The 19,390-nt window shown below is 35.0% G+C and carries 23 protein-coding genes, 1 tRNA gene and 1 pseudogene; 9 read left to right on the top strand and 16 right to left on the bottom strand.

What is annotated here, in order from left to right:
• Positions 1–39: 39 nt before the first annotated feature.
• From T513_RS0105390 to T513_RS0105335, 12 genes are all read right to left on the bottom strand, one after another.
• Complete coding sequence (locus tag T513_RS0105390) at positions 40–609, bottom strand: BRCT domain-containing protein (RefSeq protein ID WP_029070848.1); 570 nt, start codon at positions 607–609, stop codon at positions 40–42.
• Between the two features lie 163 nt (positions 610–772).
• Positions 773–1,162, bottom strand: coding sequence for a hypothetical protein (locus T513_RS0105385; RefSeq protein WP_031589299.1), 390 nt, complete (start codon positions 1,160–1,162; stop codon positions 773–775).
• Positions 1,163–1,230: 68 nt separating this feature from the next.
• On the bottom strand, positions 1,231–1,929 hold the full coding sequence (locus T513_RS11730) for a C40 family peptidase (protein WP_051550733.1): 699 nt from the start codon (positions 1,927–1,929) through the stop codon (positions 1,231–1,233).
• Positions 1,930–2,068: 139 nt separating this feature from the next.
• Positions 2,069–2,845, bottom strand: coding sequence for an NlpC/P60 family protein (locus tag T513_RS11725; protein WP_051654402.1), 777 nt, complete (start codon positions 2,843–2,845; stop codon positions 2,069–2,071).
• Between the two features lie 218 nt (positions 2,846–3,063).
• Positions 3,064–4,368, bottom strand: coding sequence for a fused HPr family phosphocarrier protein/2-hydroxyacid dehydrogenase (locus tag T513_RS0105370; RefSeq protein WP_029070850.1), 1,305 nt, complete (start codon positions 4,366–4,368; stop codon positions 3,064–3,066).
• A gap of 161 nt (positions 4,369–4,529) precedes the next feature.
• Positions 4,530–5,309, bottom strand: a complete 780-nt coding sequence (locus T513_RS0105365) for an HAD-IIB family hydrolase (protein ID WP_031589296.1) — start codon at positions 5,307–5,309, stop codon at positions 4,530–4,532.
• 86 nt (positions 5,310–5,395) lie between these two features.
• Positions 5,396–7,033, bottom strand: a complete 1,638-nt coding sequence (locus tag T513_RS0105360; protein WP_031589295.1) for a Na/Pi cotransporter family protein — start codon at positions 7,031–7,033, stop codon at positions 5,396–5,398.
• Positions 7,034–7,141: 108 nt separating this feature from the next.
• Entirely contained in the window at positions 7,142–8,101 is a 960-nt protein-coding gene (pfkA, locus tag T513_RS0105355; protein WP_031589292.1) for a 6-phosphofructokinase, read from the bottom strand.
• A gap of 35 nt (positions 8,102–8,136) precedes the next feature.
• Entirely contained in the window at positions 8,137–8,721 is a 585-nt protein-coding gene (locus T513_RS0105350; RefSeq protein WP_029070854.1) for a hypothetical protein, read from the bottom strand.
• Positions 8,721–9,092 (bottom strand): tetratricopeptide repeat protein, encoded by a 372-nt coding sequence (locus tag T513_RS11720; RefSeq protein ID WP_051551150.1) that lies wholly within the window; start codon positions 9,090–9,092, stop codon positions 8,721–8,723. Before T513_RS11720 ends, T513_RS0105350 begins: the two co-directional genes overlap by 1 nt.
• Positions 9,093–9,187: 95 nt before the next feature.
• A complete protein-coding gene (locus tag T513_RS0105340) occupies positions 9,188–9,643 on the bottom strand; it encodes a YcxB family protein (protein ID WP_031589288.1) in 456 nt (151 codons plus the stop codon).
• Positions 9,644–9,646: 3 nt separating this feature from the next.
• Complete coding sequence (locus T513_RS0105335; protein ID WP_029070856.1) at positions 9,647–10,054, bottom strand: hypothetical protein; 408 nt, start codon at positions 10,052–10,054, stop codon at positions 9,647–9,649.
• Positions 10,055–10,211: 157 nt separating this feature from the next.
• Between T513_RS0105335 and T513_RS0105330 the strand changes: the two genes are divergently transcribed.
• From T513_RS0105330 to T513_RS0105305, 6 genes are all read left to right on the top strand, one after another.
• Positions 10,212–10,922 carry a GGDEF domain-containing protein gene (locus T513_RS0105330; protein WP_031589287.1) on the top strand — a complete coding sequence of 237 codons (711 nt, stop codon included), beginning with the start codon at positions 10,212–10,214 and terminating at the stop codon, positions 10,920–10,922.
• Positions 10,923–10,930: 8 nt separating this feature from the next.
• Positions 10,931–11,644: an alpha/beta hydrolase gene (locus T513_RS0105325; RefSeq protein ID WP_031589285.1), complete on the top strand. Its 714-nt coding sequence runs from the start codon at positions 10,931–10,933 to the stop codon at positions 11,642–11,644.
• 222 nt (positions 11,645–11,866) lie between these two features.
• Positions 11,867–13,294: an amino acid permease gene (locus T513_RS0105320; protein ID WP_031589284.1), complete on the top strand. Its 1,428-nt coding sequence runs from the start codon at positions 11,867–11,869 to the stop codon at positions 13,292–13,294.
• Positions 13,295–13,367: 73 nt separating this feature from the next.
• Positions 13,368–14,687 (top strand): M18 family aminopeptidase, encoded by a 1,320-nt coding sequence (locus T513_RS0105315; RefSeq protein ID WP_029070860.1) that lies wholly within the window; start codon positions 13,368–13,370, stop codon positions 14,685–14,687.
• A complete protein-coding gene (locus T513_RS0105310; protein ID WP_029070861.1) occupies positions 14,687–15,115 on the top strand; it encodes a hypothetical protein in 429 nt (142 codons plus the stop codon). Before T513_RS0105315 ends, T513_RS0105310 begins: the two co-directional genes overlap by 1 nt.
• Positions 15,097–15,363: a DUF1294 domain-containing protein gene (locus T513_RS0105305; protein WP_031589282.1), complete on the top strand. Its 267-nt coding sequence runs from the start codon at positions 15,097–15,099 to the stop codon at positions 15,361–15,363. The genes T513_RS0105310 and T513_RS0105305 overlap by 19 nt, the downstream gene beginning before the upstream one ends.
• Positions 15,364–15,375: 12 nt before the next feature.
• On the opposite strand, the gene T513_RS0105300 is transcribed toward T513_RS0105305, so the two are convergent.
• From T513_RS0105300 to T513_RS0105285, 4 genes are all read right to left on the bottom strand, one after another.
• Positions 15,376–16,422 carry a transglutaminase domain-containing protein gene (locus T513_RS0105300; protein WP_031589281.1) on the bottom strand — a complete coding sequence of 349 codons (1,047 nt, stop codon included), beginning with the start codon at positions 16,420–16,422 and terminating at the stop codon, positions 15,376–15,378.
• Between the two features lie 313 nt (positions 16,423–16,735).
• Positions 16,736–16,981 carry a hypothetical protein gene (locus tag T513_RS0105295; protein ID WP_029070864.1) on the bottom strand — a complete coding sequence of 82 codons (246 nt, stop codon included), beginning with the start codon at positions 16,979–16,981 and terminating at the stop codon, positions 16,736–16,738.
• A 3-nt stretch (positions 16,982–16,984) separates the two neighbouring features.
• Complete coding sequence (locus T513_RS0105290; protein ID WP_029070865.1) at positions 16,985–17,761, bottom strand: HAD family hydrolase; 777 nt, start codon at positions 17,759–17,761, stop codon at positions 16,985–16,987.
• A gap of 435 nt (positions 17,762–18,196) precedes the next feature.
• A tRNA-Trp gene (locus T513_RS0105285) sits at positions 18,197–18,270 on the bottom strand.
• 102 nt (positions 18,271–18,372) lie between these two features.
• Here T513_RS0105285 and T513_RS0105280 point away from each other — a divergent pair.
• From T513_RS0105280 to T513_RS12490, 3 genes and pseudogenes are all read left to right on the top strand, one after another.
• Complete coding sequence (locus T513_RS0105280) at positions 18,373–18,729, top strand: rhodanese-like domain-containing protein (RefSeq protein ID WP_029070866.1); 357 nt, start codon at positions 18,373–18,375, stop codon at positions 18,727–18,729.
• 76 nt (positions 18,730–18,805) lie between these two features.
• The gene (locus tag T513_RS0105275) at positions 18,806–19,075 is read left to right on the top strand and encodes an HPr family phosphocarrier protein (protein ID WP_029070867.1); all 270 of its coding nucleotides are present in this window, start codon (positions 18,806–18,808) and stop codon (positions 19,073–19,075) included.
• Between the two features lie 93 nt (positions 19,076–19,168).
• Positions 19,169–19,390: pseudogene (locus T513_RS12490) on the top strand (transposase); the annotation flags it as partial.

Genomic DNA, 19,390 nt, shown 5'->3' with positions numbered 1-19,390 from the left:
TCCTTGAATAAGTTTATGATAGCACTTCCTCATAAAAAATCAAATATCACTGACCATACGATAAAATTGTTCTTCTTCAATAATAGGAATATTTAATCTTTCAGCACATCTATATTTATTGGAGATATGATGATTGGTCCCCTTAATAAGATATGTCGTTTCCTTATTGACATAAGATTGTACATACGCTCCACACGCTTGTGCTTTCCTTGATGCAATAGCTCTCGTATATCGTGATAAACGTCCAGTAAAGACAATCTTAGCCCCTTTTAAGCTGATTAAGAAAAGTTCATCTAATCCAATACCTTCTTCTCTTAAATAAGCTTTAATCTTCTCATAAACCAAATGATCATCATGTACACTTCTACCTTCATGGTGCCATTTAAGAGCCTTAATAAAATCATCTAGCAGACATACACCACCAGGATAAGCTTCCAATTCACTAAAATACATAGTTACAAGAAATAGCCCATCACAATAGTGATAGACATCTTCCAATGAATCAAACTGTTTCTCACTGACTGTCTCATTCACCTTGATCACATGAAAACAATTTATTTCTTTCTTCAAAATAACATACTCATTAAGAAGACCTCTTACGCTATACATTTTTTCTCCTTTTTATTTAAAATCCTTTATTTTTTGACGTTAGTAAGACGTCCGTTGTTTATACTATAGTTGTAGTGAGAACTACAATTCACAAATTTCCCTTCAAAAGAAATTATTCCTAAACACAGAAGAACCGGACGTCCCATCCGGTTTTTCTGTGTTTTTATTTTGTTTTACGATAATTAATAAACGATACAATCGTTGTTAAAATAAATAAGAAGCAAGTAAGGCGCGTTTTCACAATAAATGAAATCACTATGCCAGAAATGCCAATAACCAATGTCAGAAGATAAAAGAAATGTAAATCAAAAACTGGGGCTTCTTTCTTATTATCAGGGTGAGAAACATGATATTCTTTCTGTTTTGTTTTTGGTTTATCTTTATGTGTATAAAGAGACTTTTGCATATTCTTGGACAAATGAAAACTTTCTTTTTTAGCACTCTTTCTTGTTTCATGTCTACGTGTAAAATCACTTGTCTTAGTAGCAGCTTTAGAAGCCGCTTTTTTATATTCTCTCTTGTAGAACTTTTTATTCATTGATAACTTGGCCATTCGCTTCACCTCTTTCATGAATATAACGCAAAAATATAAAAAGTGCAACGTAAAAAGAAGGGCACAAATTATACCCTTCTTGCTTTAGTAAGCTTCACATATCTATAGTGACCTTTATATTTAAAACGTCCCCAAGATCCTTTAGTTGATACTACACGAATAACTGTTCTCTTGTAGATCTTACCAACTCTTTTAGAGTGAACGCTGGCTTTCGTACGCACGTACATCCAATGTTTTAAGACATAACGACCGGCCTTGTAGGATTTCTTCTTGCTTGAAGTTTTAACACCTACAACACGACGAATCTGCTTAAGACGACGTCTATAGCGTCCTGATAAAGAAGTAATCTGAATCTTCTTTCCAGAACTTGGTGCATGAATCATTTTATTGTTTCCAATATAGATTCCAGTGTGTGAACCAAATAATAGAATATCGCCTTTCTGTCTATTTTTCCATGATACACGTTTTCCTACTGAGCGAAGAGAACTTGTCGTTCTTACGCCAATATTAATACCAGATTGATAATACACCCAGCTGACAAGGCTTGAGCAGTCGAACTTTCTTTGTCTCTTGTTTCTTAGGGCTCCCATAGAATGTCCTGCCCCATACACATATGTACTTCCTAATCGTGAATATGCTTTACTCACTATCCTAGAAGAAGCCGCATCTGCACTCATCGCATTTGTAACTAAACCAAAAACAACAGCGAATAATAATACAATAGTAATAACTAGCTTCTTACTCTTCTTGAATATGTGGGTATTCATTTTATCTCCTCCTTCATACAAGCACTATTATGCATTAAGAATATTCATTTGTAAATACTTTCTTAAGAAATTCTTAAGGTTTGCTTAAGATTTTCTTAAGATTTGACATAAAAAAAGAAATGTCCTAAGACATTTCTCACTAAGCTCTAACTGCATGAGCACCTCTTAGAGATACCCATCCTGTCTTTCCTTTGAAAGAGATTTTTGCCCATCTACCATACTTGATAGATTTAACAGTAACAACTGAACCTTTCTTCAATCTACTTAATTTCTTAGAAGAAGCAGTTGCTTTAGCTCTTACATTAGAAGATACAGTAATTTTCCAATTACCAGTTGTATATTTTGAAGAAGATGTATTTGTATTAGCAGCATTTACTGCTTTTGTAGCCTTAGAGATAGTTTTTTCTACAGCAGCCTTATCAGATGAAGAAACAACTCTTCTTATCTGTTTAAGTCTACTTCTCCAATGACCAGATAAATTTTCTACTTTTACACGTGATCTGCTATTTGGAGCATGAATCATCTTATTATTACCAATATAGATTCCTGTATGAGAACCGAATAATAAGATATCACCTTTCTGTCTGTTAGCCCATGATACACGTTTACCAACTGATCTTAATGAACTAGTTGTACGAACACCAATATTGTGACCTGACTGGTAATACACCCAGCTCACAAAACCGGAACAGTCGAAAGCTCTCTGTTTTTTATTTCTTAAAGCACTCATAGAATGGCTTGCACCATAAATATATTTACTTCCCAATTTAGAATAAGCTAAGCTTACAATTTTTGATGTAGACGCATCTACTTCCATTGCATTCTTTGCAGCTGATACAGGGACAATCATCAATGCGATTGCAGCGATAATCATAATTAACTTTCTATGTTTCTTGATAAATTGGTGGGTATTCATAAATAATCTCCTCATTACATTTTTATTGTTACTGTTTATAATTATAAACATTTTTTTAAGAATTTCCACCCAAAATTAAGAATTTTATCACTTTTTCTTAAGATTTTTTTAAGAAACACCATTTATTTCCCTTTATAAGGGGATATTTTCACATTTTTCAATTTTAAAAAAAAGAGGAAATTCATAAGAATTTCCTCTAATGTTCAAAATATTTTGGATTACTGAGCTTTACATTCAGCAAAACCTAAATCATTACCTTCGTTGAAGTTACGAGCATTTTCCATAGTAACAACAGCGATAGCCTGTAATGCTTCACGAGTGAAGAATGCCTGATGAGATGTTAATACTAAGTTAGGGAACATCTGTAAACGTGCAGTGATAGAGCTATGTAATGCTTCATCAGATCTATCAGTATAAACGTTAGCATCTTCTCCTTCATATACGTCTAATGCTACAGCGTGGAATTTACCCTGTTTTAATGCAGCGATTAATGCTTCTGCATCGATTAATGGTCCACGAGCTGAGTTTACAAGCATAACGTTATCTTTCATTTTGCTGATTGCATCAGCATCGATTAAGTGGTAAGTTCCACCTTCACCCATGATTAATGGTGCATGTAATGAAATTAAATCAGCTTTTTCTAATAATTCGTCTTTAGAAACATAAGTTAATAATCCTTCATCTACTAAAGCCTGATTTGGATAAGCATCCCAACCAATTACAGTCATACCGTAACCTTTAGCGATTCTAGCGAAGCACTGACCAATTTTACCAGTACCCATAACACCGCAGACTTTATTATGTAAGTCTACACCTAATAAACCAGATAAAGCGAAGTTGTTATCTCTTACTTTGTTATAAGCTTTACCTAATCTTCTGTTTGCTTCCTGGATGATAGCCATAGCATGTTCAGCTACTGCATATGGAGAGTATGCTGGAACACGAGCAACCTTGATGTTGCATTCTTTTGCAGCCTGTAAATCTACGTTGTTGAAACCAGCACAACGTAATAAGATTAACTTAACGCCACCTGCAGCTAATTCTTCTACAACCTGTCTTGGTGCTTCATCATTTACGAAGATACAAACAGCATCATAACCTTTTGCTAAAGAAGCAGTTTCAGGAGTTAAACGTACGCTGAAATATTTGATATCGCAGTTATATGTTCCAGGACCTTTATCCTTAGTTAATTCACTAAAGAAAGTTCTGTCATAATCCTTTGTTCCAAAGAATGCTACCTTAAGAACATCATATTCTTCTTTTTCTGTAAATTCACCGTTGAATAATTCTTCAATCTGTGAAATTGCAGCTTCTTCATCGTCACCTTCAGCACTAACGTTTAAAGTATCACCTTTCTTAGCGCCTAAAGCAAGAATCTGTAATACGTTATTCCCACTTGCTGTTTTCCCATTACATTCTACTACAACAGCACTTTTTAAATTAACGCATAACTGAGCTAATAAAGCAGCAGGACGAGCATGTACGCCCATTGGATTATCAACTACATAACTAAATTTCTTCATTTTCTCTATAATCCTCCTAATTAATATACAACTATAATAGCACAAACCCTTTTTATTTACCTTATAAAATATTAGATTTGTTTAAAAAATTTCTTATCCGTCCATTATTGTGTAAAAATTTTACGTCTTTGATATATATATGAAATATCTTATTTACCCATTTAGAAATTCTTAATCCATTTATGTCTTATACAGGCATTCTTAATTCCATTTTCTTCAGGTGGATCAGTAATTTCATCTGCCTTCTTTAATAAATCCGGATAACCATTCCCCATTGCAATCTTATAAAACTGATCTTGGAACATGATTATATCATTTTCTCCATCTCCAAAGACAACAACATCATCCAAGCTGCCATGAACATGCTGAATCATTCTCTTAATACCAAGATGCTTCTCATCATGCTGATACATAAGATAATCTTTAACAAAGCGCATATGTCCAAGTAAATCTAAATGTTGAAGATTTCTTTCTTCCTCTTCACTAATCGCAATATAGATCTTATATATATGAGGCAAGTCATCAAAAGATAGATTCTCATCAAGAATATAGTTTGTTGGTTCTTTTCTTTCTCCTACCTGTCTTATAAATAGATCATCTTTCATATAGACATCAACACTATCATCACAGGCTACAAGGACACCGTATCCTTTACTTCTTGCTTCCTTAATAATAAGAAGAGCCTTCTCTTTATCTAAAGGTCGATTATCTACCAGCTCATCATTGATGACAATCCCTGCTCCACCATTGCAGACCATATGATGAATACCCGCCTGCTTCATCGCATCCTTGGCCTTATAGTAGGCGCGTCCTGTCGCAATAGCGACAAAGTGCCCTTCGTCTTGAAGACGCTGAATACTCTCAAGGGCACTCTCAACAAACGCGCCTGTCTTAAGGCTAGTCAAGGTCCCATCGATATCAAAGAATATATACTTCTTCATTCCATCACCTCTTATCCTTATTATATGAAAGATATATTACAAGATAAACAAAAAGGATTGCTTTAAAATTAAGCAATCCTTCGTAATTATAACTGTGAAATAAGTTCTGTATCCTTTTTAGCCAATTTGGCGATATTGTAAGAGTGATCTCCAGTACGATCTAAATCCTGAAGCAATTTCGTGAAGATGACACCCTGTGCTGTATGACAGATGCCTTTACGTAATCTTACAACATGATCATCCAATGCTTTTGTGATCATATCCTGAGTTTCTTTAATAAGTCCCTGTACTTCTGTTTTCTGACTAGCAGTAAGATCTTCTTTGAAGAACGCATCAATAGAAAGATCGTAGATCTTGATAACAACATCATAGATCTTACGTACATCTGCCATACCATACTCAGAGAAAGCCAGATTATCTTCAATTGTACGTTCTGTTCTTTCTAGAATATTCATAGCATGATCACCAATACGTTCAAGGTCGATTAACACATGGAACAGTTTCCCAACATACTCTGAGCTATGTGGACTAAGCGGTTGCGCTGTCAAGGTAATCGCAAAGTCAGAAATATTAGAGTTTAACCAGTTGATCTTTTCTTCATTTTCACGAATAAGATGTGCATGTTCCAATGTTCCATTGTTGAATGCCTGAATAGATAACTCTAGATTTTCTCTTACGATTCCTGCCATTCTTACAATTTCGCTTGAAACCTGAGCCACTGATGATGTTGTATTGCCTACATGCAATGGATCGATATATAAGAATCTGAAATCTGAATCATGTTCTTTTCTCTTGATGACTGTTTCAGATAACTTAACAATATACTTGACAAATGGCAATAAGATAATAGCTGTAACAACCTTAAAGATAATATGTCCACTTGCTACTTGAACAGAACCATTAGCTGAAAGATTTGTCAAGAATGATGTATATGGTGTCAAAATAGCAAGAGGTGTAAAGATCAGCATACCTACTACATCAAAGATAAAGTAGATAAACGCTGCTCGCTTAGCATTTGTCTTAGCCCCAATTGAAGAAAGCAATAGTGGCATAGCACTACCAACGTTTACCCCAATAATAAGGTAAATAGCAAAGTTCATTGGCATAAGTCCCTGTAAAGCTAACGCCTGTAATACCCCGATAGAAGCTGATGATGACTGAAGAATCGCACACATCAATCCCCCAACAAGAAGTCCCACAAGTGGGTTGTTGGCTTTCATAATAAATGATTTAAAAGCGGCACTTGTCTTTAATACACCCATAGCGCTATCGCCGCTCATGTATTTAAGACCAAAGAACAAGATACCAAAACCTAAAATAATCTGTCCGATATTTCTTTTTGTGCTCTTTTTACAGAACATGATCATAACAATACCGATGAAAATACAGATTGGAGCAATTGCCGATACGTCAATTGCGATCAAGACAGCGGTAATGGTTGTACCGATATGAGCGCCAAGAATAACAGCCGATGCCTGCAGCAATGTCATGATTCCTGCGTTCAAGAACCCCATCAGCATTACTGTCGTAGCTGATGATGACTGGATAATTGTTGTTACGAGAAGTCCTAACAAGAATCCTTTAAAGCGATTATTTGTGAGTTTTTCAAGCAGACGCTTGAGAGATGTACCAGCAACCTGGTTGATTCCATCGCTCATATATCTCATCCCAAAAAGGAAGAGTCCTAAGCCGCCTGCAAGATTAATGATATTGACTATATCCATACTATTAATCCTATCCTTTTTTTATTCTACTTTTACAGTATATCAAAACTGATTCTGTAATCTCAATAAATTATTAGCATGTTACGGATATTTTACACAATCTTAACATTAGACCATATCCCTAAATAATGCATACATTTGTGCATAGCTATCATCTTTTTCATTAAGTGCTTCATCGATATCTCTTGCGAGAATCTGATCATTTTTTACACAGATGCACTTATTGTTTTCATTTTTCATCAATACTTCTACGGCTTCTCTTCCCATCATGGAACCAAGAAGGCGATCTTCAGGAGTCGGACTTCCTCCTCGCTGAATATGTCCTAAAGAGATTGCACGACCAGAAAAACTTGTTTCTAATGAAATCTTTTTTGCGAGCGCTTCTATATCCAGCAGCTTCTCGCTTGCAATAATCAAAGCATGACGCTTCTTGCGAAATTGATCATGTACTGCAAGTTCAGCCATCACCTGATGCTCATTAAAACCAATTTCCCTATTGATCAATATTTCAGCACCGCAGGTTATCGCACTCCACAATGCTAGCTTGCCACACTTGTTTCCCATTACTTCCACAATAAAACAGCGATGATGAGAACTAGATGTGTCTCTTAGCTTATTGACTGATTCACAGATGGTATTGAGAGCAGTAGAGAATCCAATTGTCTTATCTGTTCCTTTTACATCATTATCAATGGTAGCAGGTATTCCCACACAAAGAACGCCTTTTTTCATTAAAGCCTGAGCTCCACGGTAGCTTCCATCCCCTCCGATCACAACTAATCCTTCAATACCTCTTTTTCTAAGCTGTTCAACGGCTTTTTCTTGAATAGCATCTTCCTTGAATTCAGGATAACGTGAAGAACCTAAGAAAGTTCCTCCTTTTGTTAATATTTCTGAGGCATCCTTATAACGTAAAGGAAATATTTTTCCTTGAACTAGTCCTAAGTAGCCATCTTCAATACCATAGATCTCCAGATCGTTCTTTAAGGCCGTACGAATAGCAGCTCTAATCGCCGCATTCATTCCTGGGGCGTCACCACCGGATGTCAATATTCCAATTCTTCTCATGTTTCTTCCTCTTTTCTTTATAAAAAAGAGATGTCCTAATCGACATCTCTCAACGCTTTTAGTATCTTTTTCTTCTCATTATTTCTTAAAATAACATCCATGGCTTCAATGGTGATTTTAGCTAAAGAGAGTGCTTTAACATAGCTTTCATCATCAATTGTTACAATATGATCAATATAGATAATATCTATTTCTGGTAGATCCATGTCATTAAAAAATATTTTAAGATCAAGCCTTTTTACATCATCATGGGGAAAATACGTACATAAGGCATTCTTCTCAGTTGCTTCCTGAAAACCTCCCACCATGATCAGTTCTCCATCTCTTCTAAGCTCATAGCCTAAAAGATCTTCAAAGGCATAGATACGCTTACGATGTCCTTCATTTTTAATATCACTATGAATGCTAAAGCTTAATAACTGATGATCGACATCTACTCGCAAGTTTGCCACTGTATGAGTTGGATCAAACAGCTTCAATAAAGCCTGCTGTCGATGTGTTCTTAATAAGGATAGCTTGTTTTTATCCTGCAGTTCATTCATATATTCTTTAGCTTCATCTTTAAGCTTTTCGGTACTCTTATTTACAAAGGATTTTAATTCATTCAAGGATGTATTCATCACTTTTCACTCCATTCTTCTACTTCACAATACAATTCTTTCGCTTTCTCTATATCTTTATATAATCCTAATCCATGTTCATAGAAATAAGCGAGTCTTAGTGTTCCTTCTTTATGATGATTTCGATAGGCAATCAAGTAATAATATCTTGCCTGATTATAGTCCTTCTTGACAATCAGACCTTTCTCATAGAGCGTTCCTAGATGAAAAGCACATACACCATCACCTTTTAAAGCGCCCTCATTCCATAATTCAAGTGCTTTCTTCTTGCTCTTTTTTACGCCTTCTCCTTGCCAATACTTCTGTGCAAGCGAAAACAACGCCTGCATATTCCCTTGTGTAACCTCTTTTCTTAATGTTTCAATATCCATATTCTCACATCCTATTATTAATATAATACCATGAAAAAGTAACTTTCACATCATATTGATATAATATGAAAAAAAAGCTGTGATGAAAAACAGCTTTATTTGATTTGATTATAAATAAATGTTTCAAATTGTTCATAATCCCCTTTAACAAAGGCATCTCTTTTTACTAGTATGATTTTCCCTTCACCTAATGAAAGAATAATACCGTTCTTTAAAGGGATGATTTTTTGAATCTGACGATATTCCACACTCATCTTCTCATTATTTTTTATGACTTCGATATATTCACTGAAATGAATGGACACTTCTTCTCCTGTAGATAAATGAGCATTTACAAGATAAGGAGAGTAAATGATGCTTATTAATAATAACAGCGCTGCAATGCCTTCTATTGCGGCAATGATGTAATGTCCATGCATAATGCCAATAATGCACATAACAATCGCAAATAGATCTAGCAATCCTCCTCTTATATAGAAAGGGCGACAGACAATCTTGTAGGCGTACTCCTTAAATGTATCCTTATCTATTCTGTATTGATTTATAAACATTGATTATTCTCCAAATGTCATTAAGTGCTCAATAGGAAGACGATGCGCAATAAATGAAGTGAGCGCATTGTATACACCACTTGTAGCACCATAATAATGATGGTTTCTATTATTCTTCTCTACAACTGTCAGTTCCCACATCCCAAAGCCAGGAATGATATTGTAGGTCGCCTGATCAGCAAATGTATGTTCTATTTCATCAAATAATTCTTTCATGATGGCTGCATCTACATTTGTTTCAACCTTACGTCCTTTTTTATAATGTCCATATCCATGACCATAGAGACTTGAGAAAAACTGTACTTTCCCATCGCTTGTCAAAGTGAGTTTCTGTTCAACTTCAAGTTGAGGATTATTATCCGTATTCATTTTTTCAATATTCGTATAGATCTTAATCTTCTTGATTTGCATGCCTAATCTCCTTTTATTCTTAAAATATTATACTTCATTACGTATTGTAATGCAAAATACACTTAGCAATAAAAATCGTCTCGTTTTATTCTTGAGATTGAATTTACGTCATAAAATCGATAAAATACAGTTATATTAGAATTAAAGGATGATATTTATGGAGAACTATGTTATTACACAAGCTTTTCTCGACAAAATGAATGAAGTCTTTGACTACACTATTCTTAAAGAAGATATCTTCGATAAGGACAATATTGAGCACGAAGTATCTTCTATTGAAGTTAAAGATCACGTTTCTTATTTTGTATGTAGAAAACATGTGCTCATTGATGGTGAACCGCGTTTATTGGAATTTGGGTACAAGATTAACGAGAAGGTAAAGCATCAGGTTATAGACGATGGTCCTAATAGTGTTGCCCGCTATACAAATTATGAGACTGGTCTATATAATAGACGCTATTATCATGAGCAGGTAAAGAAGTACCCATGTACCGGGCTTGCTTTTTTGAATATTGATCACTTGCGTTCGATCAATAAGAAATACGGTCGTCTTGTGGGCGATGAGACGATAGCATTTATTTCACAGGTTATTCGTATTAGACTTGGTCCAGATGATGTTGGCATTCGCTATGGTACCAATGATTTCATGCTTGTTTTCTATCACTTAGATGAACTTGCATTTATTGAAAGATTAAAGGATATTCACAATATTGTACAGGCTTATACAAATACGCAATATCCTGATTTAAAGCTTACTGTCAGTATTGGGGGCGCATATCGTAATGATATTGTCGCTAATCTTATTGATACTTGTGATGATGCCCTATATGAAGCTAAACAATCTGAAAATGCCTTAATTATCAAGTGAGAGGGTTTATGAAAAAATTATTAAAGAAAATTCTTATCACCCTTGTTGCTTTTTTCATGATGATAGCAATCGGATTTGGCATCTATGTTTCTGACTACTATAAGCCAAACCACAATGCCTTAGAGGCAATAAGAAGTGATAATGTGATTAAAGTATATAATCGTGATAGCTATTTTCTTTTTAAAGGGAAAGATGTGAAAGCAGGCATCATTTTTTATCCTGGAGGCAAAGTCGATGAAAGATCCTACGCCCCTTTAATGCGACTGCTTGCAAAAGAAGGATACGCTGTCATGCTTGCAAAAATGCCCCTGCATCTTGCGATGTTTGGGCTCAATAGAGCTAACGATATCAAAAAAGATAATCCTAAAATTAAACGATGGTATTTGGGTGGACACTCACTTGGTGGAGCCATGGCTGCGCGATACCTTTCTAGTCATAAAGATTTTGAGGGCTTATTTCTATTAGCAAGCTATTCCACTAGCAAGCTTCCTAATCATATGAAATGTCTCTCTTTATATGGAAGTCAAGATCAGGTGCTTAATCGTAAATCATATAAAAAGTATCATCACAACCTTCCTCAGAGCACAAAAGAAATTGTCATTCAAGGTGGCAACCATAGTCAGTTTGGAAACTATGGTTTTCAAAAAGGAGACCACAAGGCAAGCATCAGCTACAATGAGCAGCAAGCACAGACTGCAAGAGCAATCAGTTCCGTTTTTTGATTGCTCTTTTTATATTTTTTAGTAAAAATTTTAAGGAATAATATTAATATTGATGTTAAAAATAGTGTTTTTGCATATAAAATTGAAAAAAACACCCAAAATAGCAAAGTTTTTGATGACTAATTTATCGAAAGTGATATAATTACTTACCGGCGCCTCATTTTATTAAGAATAAGGGGAACAATTCTATAAAATGTCGCTTAATTTTAACGGAGGAATTCTATGGATAATAGCAAAAAAATCAAATGGCATAACCTGGCCTTCATGGCATTCTCTACTGTTTGGGGTTTTGGTAACGTATTAAACGGATTCATTTACTTCAATGGTATTCAGGTTATCTTCAGCTGGATTTTAATGTTCGCTCTTTATTTCGTACCATACGCACTTATGGTTGGTGAACTTGGTTCAGCATTCAAAAACGCTGGCGGAGGAGTCAGCTCATGGATTCATGAAACTATGGGTCCTAAATTAGCCTACTATGCAGGATTTACTTATTGGGCATGTCACATTACTTACATTGCTTCTAAAGGAAGCGGTGGGTTAAAAGCATTAAGCTGGGTAATCTTTAGAAATGCAGAAAAATTTGCATCATTCTCAACTCTTCAGATTCAGTTAGCTACACTTGTAGTATTCTTATTCTTCTGCTGGGTTGCTTCTAGAGGTTTAACTCCATTAAAGAGCTTAACAGCTATCGCTGGTTCTTCTATGTTCGTCATGTCAATCTTATACATCATCATGATGTTCGCTGCACCAGCAATCAATCCACATGCACATTTCGTCTCATTAGACTTTAGCTGGAAGAACTTAGTTCCCCAGTTCAACGTTCAGTATTTTACAAGTCTTTCAATCTTAGTATTCGCAGTTGGTGGATGTGAAAAGATCTCTCCATATGTTAATAAAGTAGAAGATCCTGAAAGAGGATTCCCTAAGGGTATGATTGCTTTAGCTATTATGGTTATGATCTGCGCTATCCTTGGTACTGTTGCAATGGGATTAATGTTTGATCCAAAGGAAATTGTAAAGAACTTTGATGCTTACAATGCCAATGGAGCATACTGGGCATTCCAGAAATTAGGACAGTACTATCATATGGGTGATTTATTAATGATTATCTATGCCGTATGTAATACAATTGGTCAGTTCTCTACTTTAGTATTAAGTATTGATGCACCATTAAGAATGTTGTTAGATAATGAAAATGCAAGACAGTTCATCCCAAGTGGTTTATTAAAGAAAAACAAATATGGTTCTTATATCAACGGTATCTGGTTAATCGTTGTATTAGCTGGTTCAATCATCTTAATCCAGTCATTTGTTCCTGGTGCAGATGCGGTATTAACTCAGTTAACTAAACTTAACTCAGTTGCCATGACAATGCGTTACTTATGGGTATTCGCAGCTTATATTGCTTTAAGAACTGCTGTCAACTACAAAAAATTCCCTGCAGAATATCGTGCATTCAAGAACCAGTTTGTAGCTAAAGTAGCTGGTATCTGGTGTTTCGCTGTTACTGCTGCCTGCGATATTTTAGGTATGTATGATACTGATAAATTTACTATGATCTTAAAGATCGCTACTCCATTAGTATTATTAGCTTTAGGGTTAATCATGCCTGCAATCGCTAAATTAGAACAGAAAAAAGAAGCATAATGCGTTAATATCCTTTTGGGTTTACCAAAAGGATATTATTGTTTATAATTCAATTTGAAGGAGGAATACTTTCATGTATAGAGAAGTATCAGAAAAATTATTACAATTTCTTCAGAAGTCTCCAACCGCATTTCATGCTGTTGATAACATCAGAAACAGACTTCTTGAAAATGACTATGTAGAACTTAACGAAGGTTCTTCATGGCAGCTTGAAAAAGGGAAAAAGTATTTTGTAACAAGAAACAACTCAAGTATCATTGCTTTTAACATCGGTAATCAGCTTGATAACTATTCATACAATATCATTGCAGCTCACAGTGATTCTCCTACATATAAGATCAAGGAAAACTGTGATATTCAGGTAAACAACCAGTATCTCAAATTAAATACTGAAGGATACGGTGGAATGATCGATAACACTTGGTTCGATAGACCTTTAAGTGTTGCTGGTCGTGTACTTGTAAAACAGGGAGATCAGTTTGTAACTCGTTTAATCAATATTGATAGAGATCTACTTATGATTCCTAATGTAGCTATCCATATGAACAGATCAGTCAATGATGGCTATAAATATAATAGACAGGTTGACCTATTGCCATTATTTGGTGGTAAAGATTCAAAACCTGGTGATTTTAAGGCATTGATTGCGAAAGAATTAAACGTTGAAGAAGAAGCTATTCTTGGTAGCGACTTATTCTTATACAACAGACAGCCTGCTTCTATCTGGGGTGCTAATAATGAATTCATTTCTGCTGGTCATCTTGATGATCTACAGTGTTCATTTAGTGCTATGGAAGCTTTACTTGCTGGTGGAAATGATCGATCTATTAATGTTATGGCTATCTTTGATAATGAAGAAGTTGGTTCATTAACTAAACAGGGTGCTGATTCTACTTTCTTAGCTGATACATTATCAAGATTAAATGCTGCATTAGGATTTAATGATGAAGATCTACATAGAGCTATCGCATCAAGTTTCATGCTTTCTGCTGATAATGCTCATGCTGTTCATCCAAACCATCCTGAACATACAGATGTAAACAATTGTGTCTATATGAATGAAGGGGTTGTCATCAAATCACATGCTGGACAGAAATACTGCAGTGATGGTGTTTCTATTGCTATCTTTAAAGATTTTGCTAAAAAAGCAAATGTACCAGTACAGTTCTTCGCTAACAGAAGTGATAAGAACGGTGGTTCTACATTAGGTAATATCTCTCAGTCTCATATCTCATTAAATTCAGTAGATATCGGTCTTCCACAGCTTGCTATGCATTCTTCATATGAAACTGCTGGTATTAAAGATACATACTACATGATTCAGGTTATGACTGAACTTTATAACTCTCATATTGAAGAAATTGATAGTCACAATATCAAGATTACAAAATAATGGCTACTAAAAGACCTAAAAGACACGAAGTAAGAAGTCATCAGCATCAAGTTAATGTTGCACTAGGTGAACAGGAACAAAATAAATATATGATATCCCTTGTCTCTTCAACTATGGGATATTATATTGTTCTACTTTTTATCAAGGCCTATTTCAGCAAACGTTACTTTGTCAATTTCTATATCGATAGCGCTGTTGCTCTTGTATGTCTAATCTTCAGCATTATGCAGCTTCGTTATCAATATAAATTCTATGAGTCTACATCCATTTCTAAAAGACCATTCATGATCACTATTGGCGGTATTATCGCAGCATCAATCATTACGATGTTAAGCCTTAAATCAGCCGATATCGCTGGTCTTGTACTAGTGATCTGTCTCTTTGTTTCAAAAGGGATGGCTAACAAGGAATGGAAAAAGAATTCATAATACTTATCAATATCATTGCTTTTATCACATTTGGTATTGATAAATATAAAGCCGTACATCACAAATGGCGTATTCGTGAGAATACGCTATTTTTATTAGCTATCATCGGTGGTGGTTTAGGTGCCCTTCTTGGTATGCATGTTTTCCATCATAAGACAAAGCATAATAGCTTTAAATACGGTATTCCCTTTATTCTTATGATCTGGATTATACTCATAATATTAAAAGAGAATTCACAATTACTGTGAATCCTCTTCTTTTTATACAACAAGACTTGAACGATGATCTAAGTAGTGATTCTTAAGTGGAGATCTGCTTAGATAATAATTTGTAGAACGTGTTGTATCATCCCAAGTTACATCAATGTATTTACCATTGACATAGTTCCATGCATGGTTTCCAGCTCCAGAACTTCCGTATGCTGTACCAGTCATGACACGACAGTTAATACCTGCCATCTCACACATCTTGTAGAACAGCATTGCATATCCCTGACAGACAGCTCCACCATCAATCAAGGCATTGTAGGCTGAATAGCCACCTGATACATATTCTGTATTGTTTACGATATAATCATGAATCTTTTTAATTTTTGTTTCCCCACTACCGGACATAGATGATAGTGCAGAACGAATTTTATTTGTAAGTGCTACTTCATTATTGTAGGATGTGCGATATGTAAATGTCAGAATAAGCTTATTCGTGCTAATAGCATAGCTGCATGCATTATATGAAAGATAATCATAATCTGATACATAATTTGCTTTAGGATCAAATAAGCTTTCTCTCATCTTAGCACCATTGATTGATGTACCAAATCCTGGTGCATGAACTTCAATTCGCGTATAGCGATTGGCCATTGCTTTACCAATCTGCTTATAGGCATCCACTGCTGAATTAGCATTAATCTTAATATCACGGCCACTGCTCACAACCTGGTTGGTAAATCTGATCTGTTTTTTTACTGTTGTAGCTTTAGCAATAACAGCTACCGAAGTGACATATTTCTTTTTACCGACCTTACCGATAATCTTGACCTTTCCTACACGTGAAGCAGTAAGATTTCCCTTCTTTGTAACATGTGCAATGCGTGAAGAAGAACTTGAATATGAAAGTTTTTTCTTTTGTTTCTTCTTTAAACCAGTTATCTTGAAGTTGTATCTGCTACCTTGTGAAATGCGAAGAGCTTTTACGTATCTTACTTTACCTTCAAGGAATTTAATTGAAGTTCCAAAGCAAGATAATGCGATAGAAAACGCTGTAATTATCATAATAATTTTCTTTCGCGTCATTTTTCTAGGATTCATAATCACACCTCCTTTTTCACTTAAAGTATAACATTCCCGTCACATATCTCCAAGTGTTTTTGACTATTTTTTGACCAAAAATGCAAAAAAAATGGATTTCCTAGAAACAGATGTCCACCATTCATCTCAATCTAGAAAATCCTGCCCCATAATAAATATAGATCCCTCACCTAAAGATCTATATCTGCAGTGATACACATTATTATTATGATTCGTGCAAATCTCACTACAGCCATATTATAGTTCTTTTCTTTTGTCATGTAAATACTTCTAGAACAAAAAGTAAAATAATAGTCATGAAAATTAAAATTGTTTAATTATCGAAGTCTAAAGATAATGTTTTATAGTCTTTTGTAAGTGGCTGTACTTCTTTCAGCCATTGAAGCGCAGCTTCAATTTCCCTTGGATCAGATTCCATAATGCCACCAGTACAAAGCTGAACAACATCATAGATGGACTGCCATAAATCATCCAAAGCTCCTGTCTTTTCATCAGCCATTTCACTATCTAGGTAGACATCAAGTTCTCTACCGCTTTTCATTGCTTCTTCTTTAGTCATAATCTACTCCTTAATCCAATTAAAATGTTGAAGGGCGTGCAATATCCCATCATTGTTAATATCATCTGTAATATAGTCAGCGCGTTTCTTTGCCTGCTCATCGCCATTGCCCATACATATTGAAATATCTGCGTACTTGAACATCTCAAGATCATTTTGAGAATCTCCAAATGCAACATATCCTTCTGATTGAAAATGATCCACAAAATACTGGCATCCTTTTGCTTTTGATACCCCCTTGATGCTGACATCCGCATAACAACTCATTCCAGGGAGCACATTACATCCTTCAATATCAAGGAATGGTGCATAATCATATCCCATTGGTCCATAAATAATCATAGCCCATACATCTTCATGTCCATCATATTTTTCTACTGGTCCAATGACATTATTAAAATAGGCTTGTGTTGTTTTAACATATTCATCAGGTTCCTTGGTAATCGTTCTCTTTTCTTTCTTTAAAGTGACCGCATAATTAAGCTCATCCGCTCTTTTGATTACCTCAATAACAGTTGAAGGATCGAAAGCTTTCTCTTCAATCACATTTTCATTATGATCAAGGAGAAGTTGTCCATTATTTAATACAAACCCATCCCAATCAATGAGTTCATTGATCTTCGTACGCTTTAATGAATCATAGGCTCTACCTGTTGAAATAATCAACTTATATCCCATTTCTTTTAAGGTATCCAACGCTAGCTTTGTAGAAGAGGAAACTTCATGATTGACATTATCTCGAAGAGTTCCATCTATGTCAAAACAAAAGATTTTATTCATGCTTACCTCCTTATTTCGTTCATTATAGCATCATGACAAAAAGAAAAAAAGACGGATTCAAAGTCCGTCTTCTGTTTCTTATACAAAGAAACAATTTATAAACAAAATGCAAAATAGCCACCTATAGTAAATAGCGTTTACATAAGGTTTAACGCCATGGTTAATATACCACAAATGTTTCTCATTAACAATGAATATCTTAATTGATATAGGCCGCAATTTTTTGTGCTTCTATTCTCTTTTTCCAATTCCTACTGCTGCCCCTACAAAAAGTACAAGCACCATTAAATAATAAGCTTATTTCTTTTCGATCCAAACCAATCTTTCTTTACTGGACAGCCACAAAAGTGACATGTTTTCTCATCTTCCCCAATAATGTTTCCACATTCTTTACTTATAAAAAAACTCTAGCATACGCTAGAGTAATAATTAGACTGGCAGGGGCTGCAGGAATCGAACCCGCATCAACGGTTTTGGAGACCGATGCTCTACCATTGAACCAAGCCCCTATCTCAAGTACTTGTTTATAATAGCATAAACGTAAATTGAATGCAACACTATTTTGACGTATATTCTACTCAATGTTAAAATACATATAAAGAGGTGAAACTATGTTATTTGGCAAGAAAGATATCATTAAAAGCAAGGAGATTAATGAGGCATACAAAGAATTTGAAGAGGATACAAGCATCATTTTATTATGTGTTGATGAACAGGTTACATTTGATGAATGTCATCCTGTAGGTGCACAATGTTTTCCACTACGCATCATTGAAGATGAAGCAAAGAAAATGCTTGATAAAGATTTAAAGTATTATGTCTATGCACTAAGAAAAGGTACATCATATACTGCTGCTAAGAAGCTTGTAAAATTAGGATATGATGCTTATGATTTAGGATCTTCTATTCCTTTTAGAGGACCTGAAGAAGGATTTCACAAGAAAAATAGAAGAAAAAGAAAAAAATAGTAAATTTTCATATAATGAAAATTTACTTAACGATTTCCTTTTGATATAATATAAATATTGAAAAGGAGGTCGTTGTATGTCAAAAGCAGTTACTTATAGAATTATTCACCCCGATGGTCTATATGCAGGTTTGGTTGAGAAATTAATCAAATTTGCTGGTGACTTCAACAGCGATATCTCCATCTCATATGGAGGGAGAACTGTAAATTTTAAATCTTTTATGGGGGTTGTATCATTGGGAATTCCAAATAAAGCTGATATCACAATCACAGCTGATGGATATGATGAAAACAAGGCAATTCGTGAATTTGAAAAACAGCTTAGAGCGTTAAAAGTGATACAATAAATAAAGGGGCTGACCCGGATAGATAATCTGGATTAGTTTTCAAAAATAAAATGCGCCGGATAATTCCGACGCATTTTTTGGTATAATGTAATTATGAAAACCACAACATTATACCAAAAAAATTATAGCGCATTTCAGACCTATGCGCTACTGGATTTTAACATTAATTTTGAGAATGATGTGCCTAGTGACGATATTGCACGTACTGTCATTGAGATTACGGAAAGGATGAACATTGGAAAGTATGTTGATCTCAGCAGTCGCAGATTGCATGGGCATGATGCAATGAAGCTTCTGAGGTGCATCCTGCTCGGT

This window comes from Kandleria vitulina DSM 20405 (assembly GCF_000702065.1).
In the GTDB taxonomy this organism is placed as follows: Bacteria; Bacillota_I; Bacilli_A; order Erysipelotrichales; family Coprobacillaceae; genus Kandleria; species Kandleria vitulina.
Note: the sequence above shows the minus strand (reverse complement) of the source record. Positions and strands in the feature narration are given on the sequence as shown.

Coding starts and splice junctions, on each gene's coding strand:
- T513_RS0105390 (WP_029070848.1), bottom strand. CDS start 609: ATGTATAGCGTAAGAGGTCTTCTTAATGAGTATGTTATTTTGAAGAAA.
- T513_RS0105385 (WP_031589299.1), bottom strand. CDS start 1,162: ATGGCCAAGTTATCAATGAATAAAAAGTTCTACAAGAGAGAATATAAA.
- T513_RS11730 (WP_051550733.1), bottom strand. CDS start 1,929: ATGAATACCCACATATTCAAGAAGAGTAAGAAGCTAGTTATTACTATT.
- T513_RS11725 (WP_051654402.1), bottom strand. CDS start 2,845: ATGAATACCCACCAATTTATCAAGAAACATAGAAAGTTAATTATGATT.
- T513_RS0105370 (WP_029070850.1), bottom strand. CDS start 4,368: ATGAAGAAATTTAGTTATGTAGTTGATAATCCAATGGGCGTACATGCT.
- T513_RS0105365 (WP_031589296.1), bottom strand. CDS start 5,309: ATGAAGAAGTATATATTCTTTGATATCGATGGGACCTTGACTAGCCTT.
- T513_RS0105360 (WP_031589295.1), bottom strand. CDS start 7,033: ATGGATATAGTCAATATCATTAATCTTGCAGGCGGCTTAGGACTCTTC.
- pfkA (WP_031589292.1), bottom strand. CDS start 8,101: ATGAGAAGAATTGGAATATTGACATCCGGTGGTGACGCCCCAGGAATG.
- T513_RS0105350 (WP_029070854.1), bottom strand. CDS start 8,721: ATGAATACATCCTTGAATGAATTAAAATCCTTTGTAAATAAGAGTACC.
- T513_RS11720 (WP_051551150.1), bottom strand. CDS start 9,092: ATGGATATTGAAACATTAAGAAAAGAGGTTACACAAGGGAATATGCAG.
- T513_RS0105340 (WP_031589288.1), bottom strand. CDS start 9,643: ATGTTTATAAATCAATACAGAATAGATAAGGATACATTTAAGGAGTAC.
- T513_RS0105335 (WP_029070856.1), bottom strand. CDS start 10,054: ATGCAAATCAAGAAGATTAAGATCTATACGAATATTGAAAAAATGAAT.
- T513_RS0105330 (WP_031589287.1), top strand. CDS start 10,212: ATGGAGAACTATGTTATTACACAAGCTTTTCTCGACAAAATGAATGAA.
- T513_RS0105325 (WP_031589285.1), top strand. CDS start 10,931: ATGAAAAAATTATTAAAGAAAATTCTTATCACCCTTGTTGCTTTTTTC.
- T513_RS0105320 (WP_031589284.1), top strand. CDS start 11,867: ATGGATAATAGCAAAAAAATCAAATGGCATAACCTGGCCTTCATGGCA.
- T513_RS0105315 (WP_029070860.1), top strand. CDS start 13,368: ATGTATAGAGAAGTATCAGAAAAATTATTACAATTTCTTCAGAAGTCT.
- T513_RS0105310 (WP_029070861.1), top strand. CDS start 14,687: ATGGCTACTAAAAGACCTAAAAGACACGAAGTAAGAAGTCATCAGCAT.
- T513_RS0105305 (WP_031589282.1), top strand. CDS start 15,097: ATGGAAAAAGAATTCATAATACTTATCAATATCATTGCTTTTATCACA.
- T513_RS0105300 (WP_031589281.1), bottom strand. CDS start 16,422: ATGAATCCTAGAAAAATGACGCGAAAGAAAATTATTATGATAATTACA.
- T513_RS0105295 (WP_029070864.1), bottom strand. CDS start 16,981: ATGACTAAAGAAGAAGCAATGAAAAGCGGTAGAGAACTTGATGTCTAC.
- T513_RS0105290 (WP_029070865.1), bottom strand. CDS start 17,761: ATGAATAAAATCTTTTGTTTTGACATAGATGGAACTCTTCGAGATAAT.
- T513_RS0105280 (WP_029070866.1), top strand. CDS start 18,373: ATGTTATTTGGCAAGAAAGATATCATTAAAAGCAAGGAGATTAATGAG.
- T513_RS0105275 (WP_029070867.1), top strand. CDS start 18,806: ATGTCAAAAGCAGTTACTTATAGAATTATTCACCCCGATGGTCTATAT.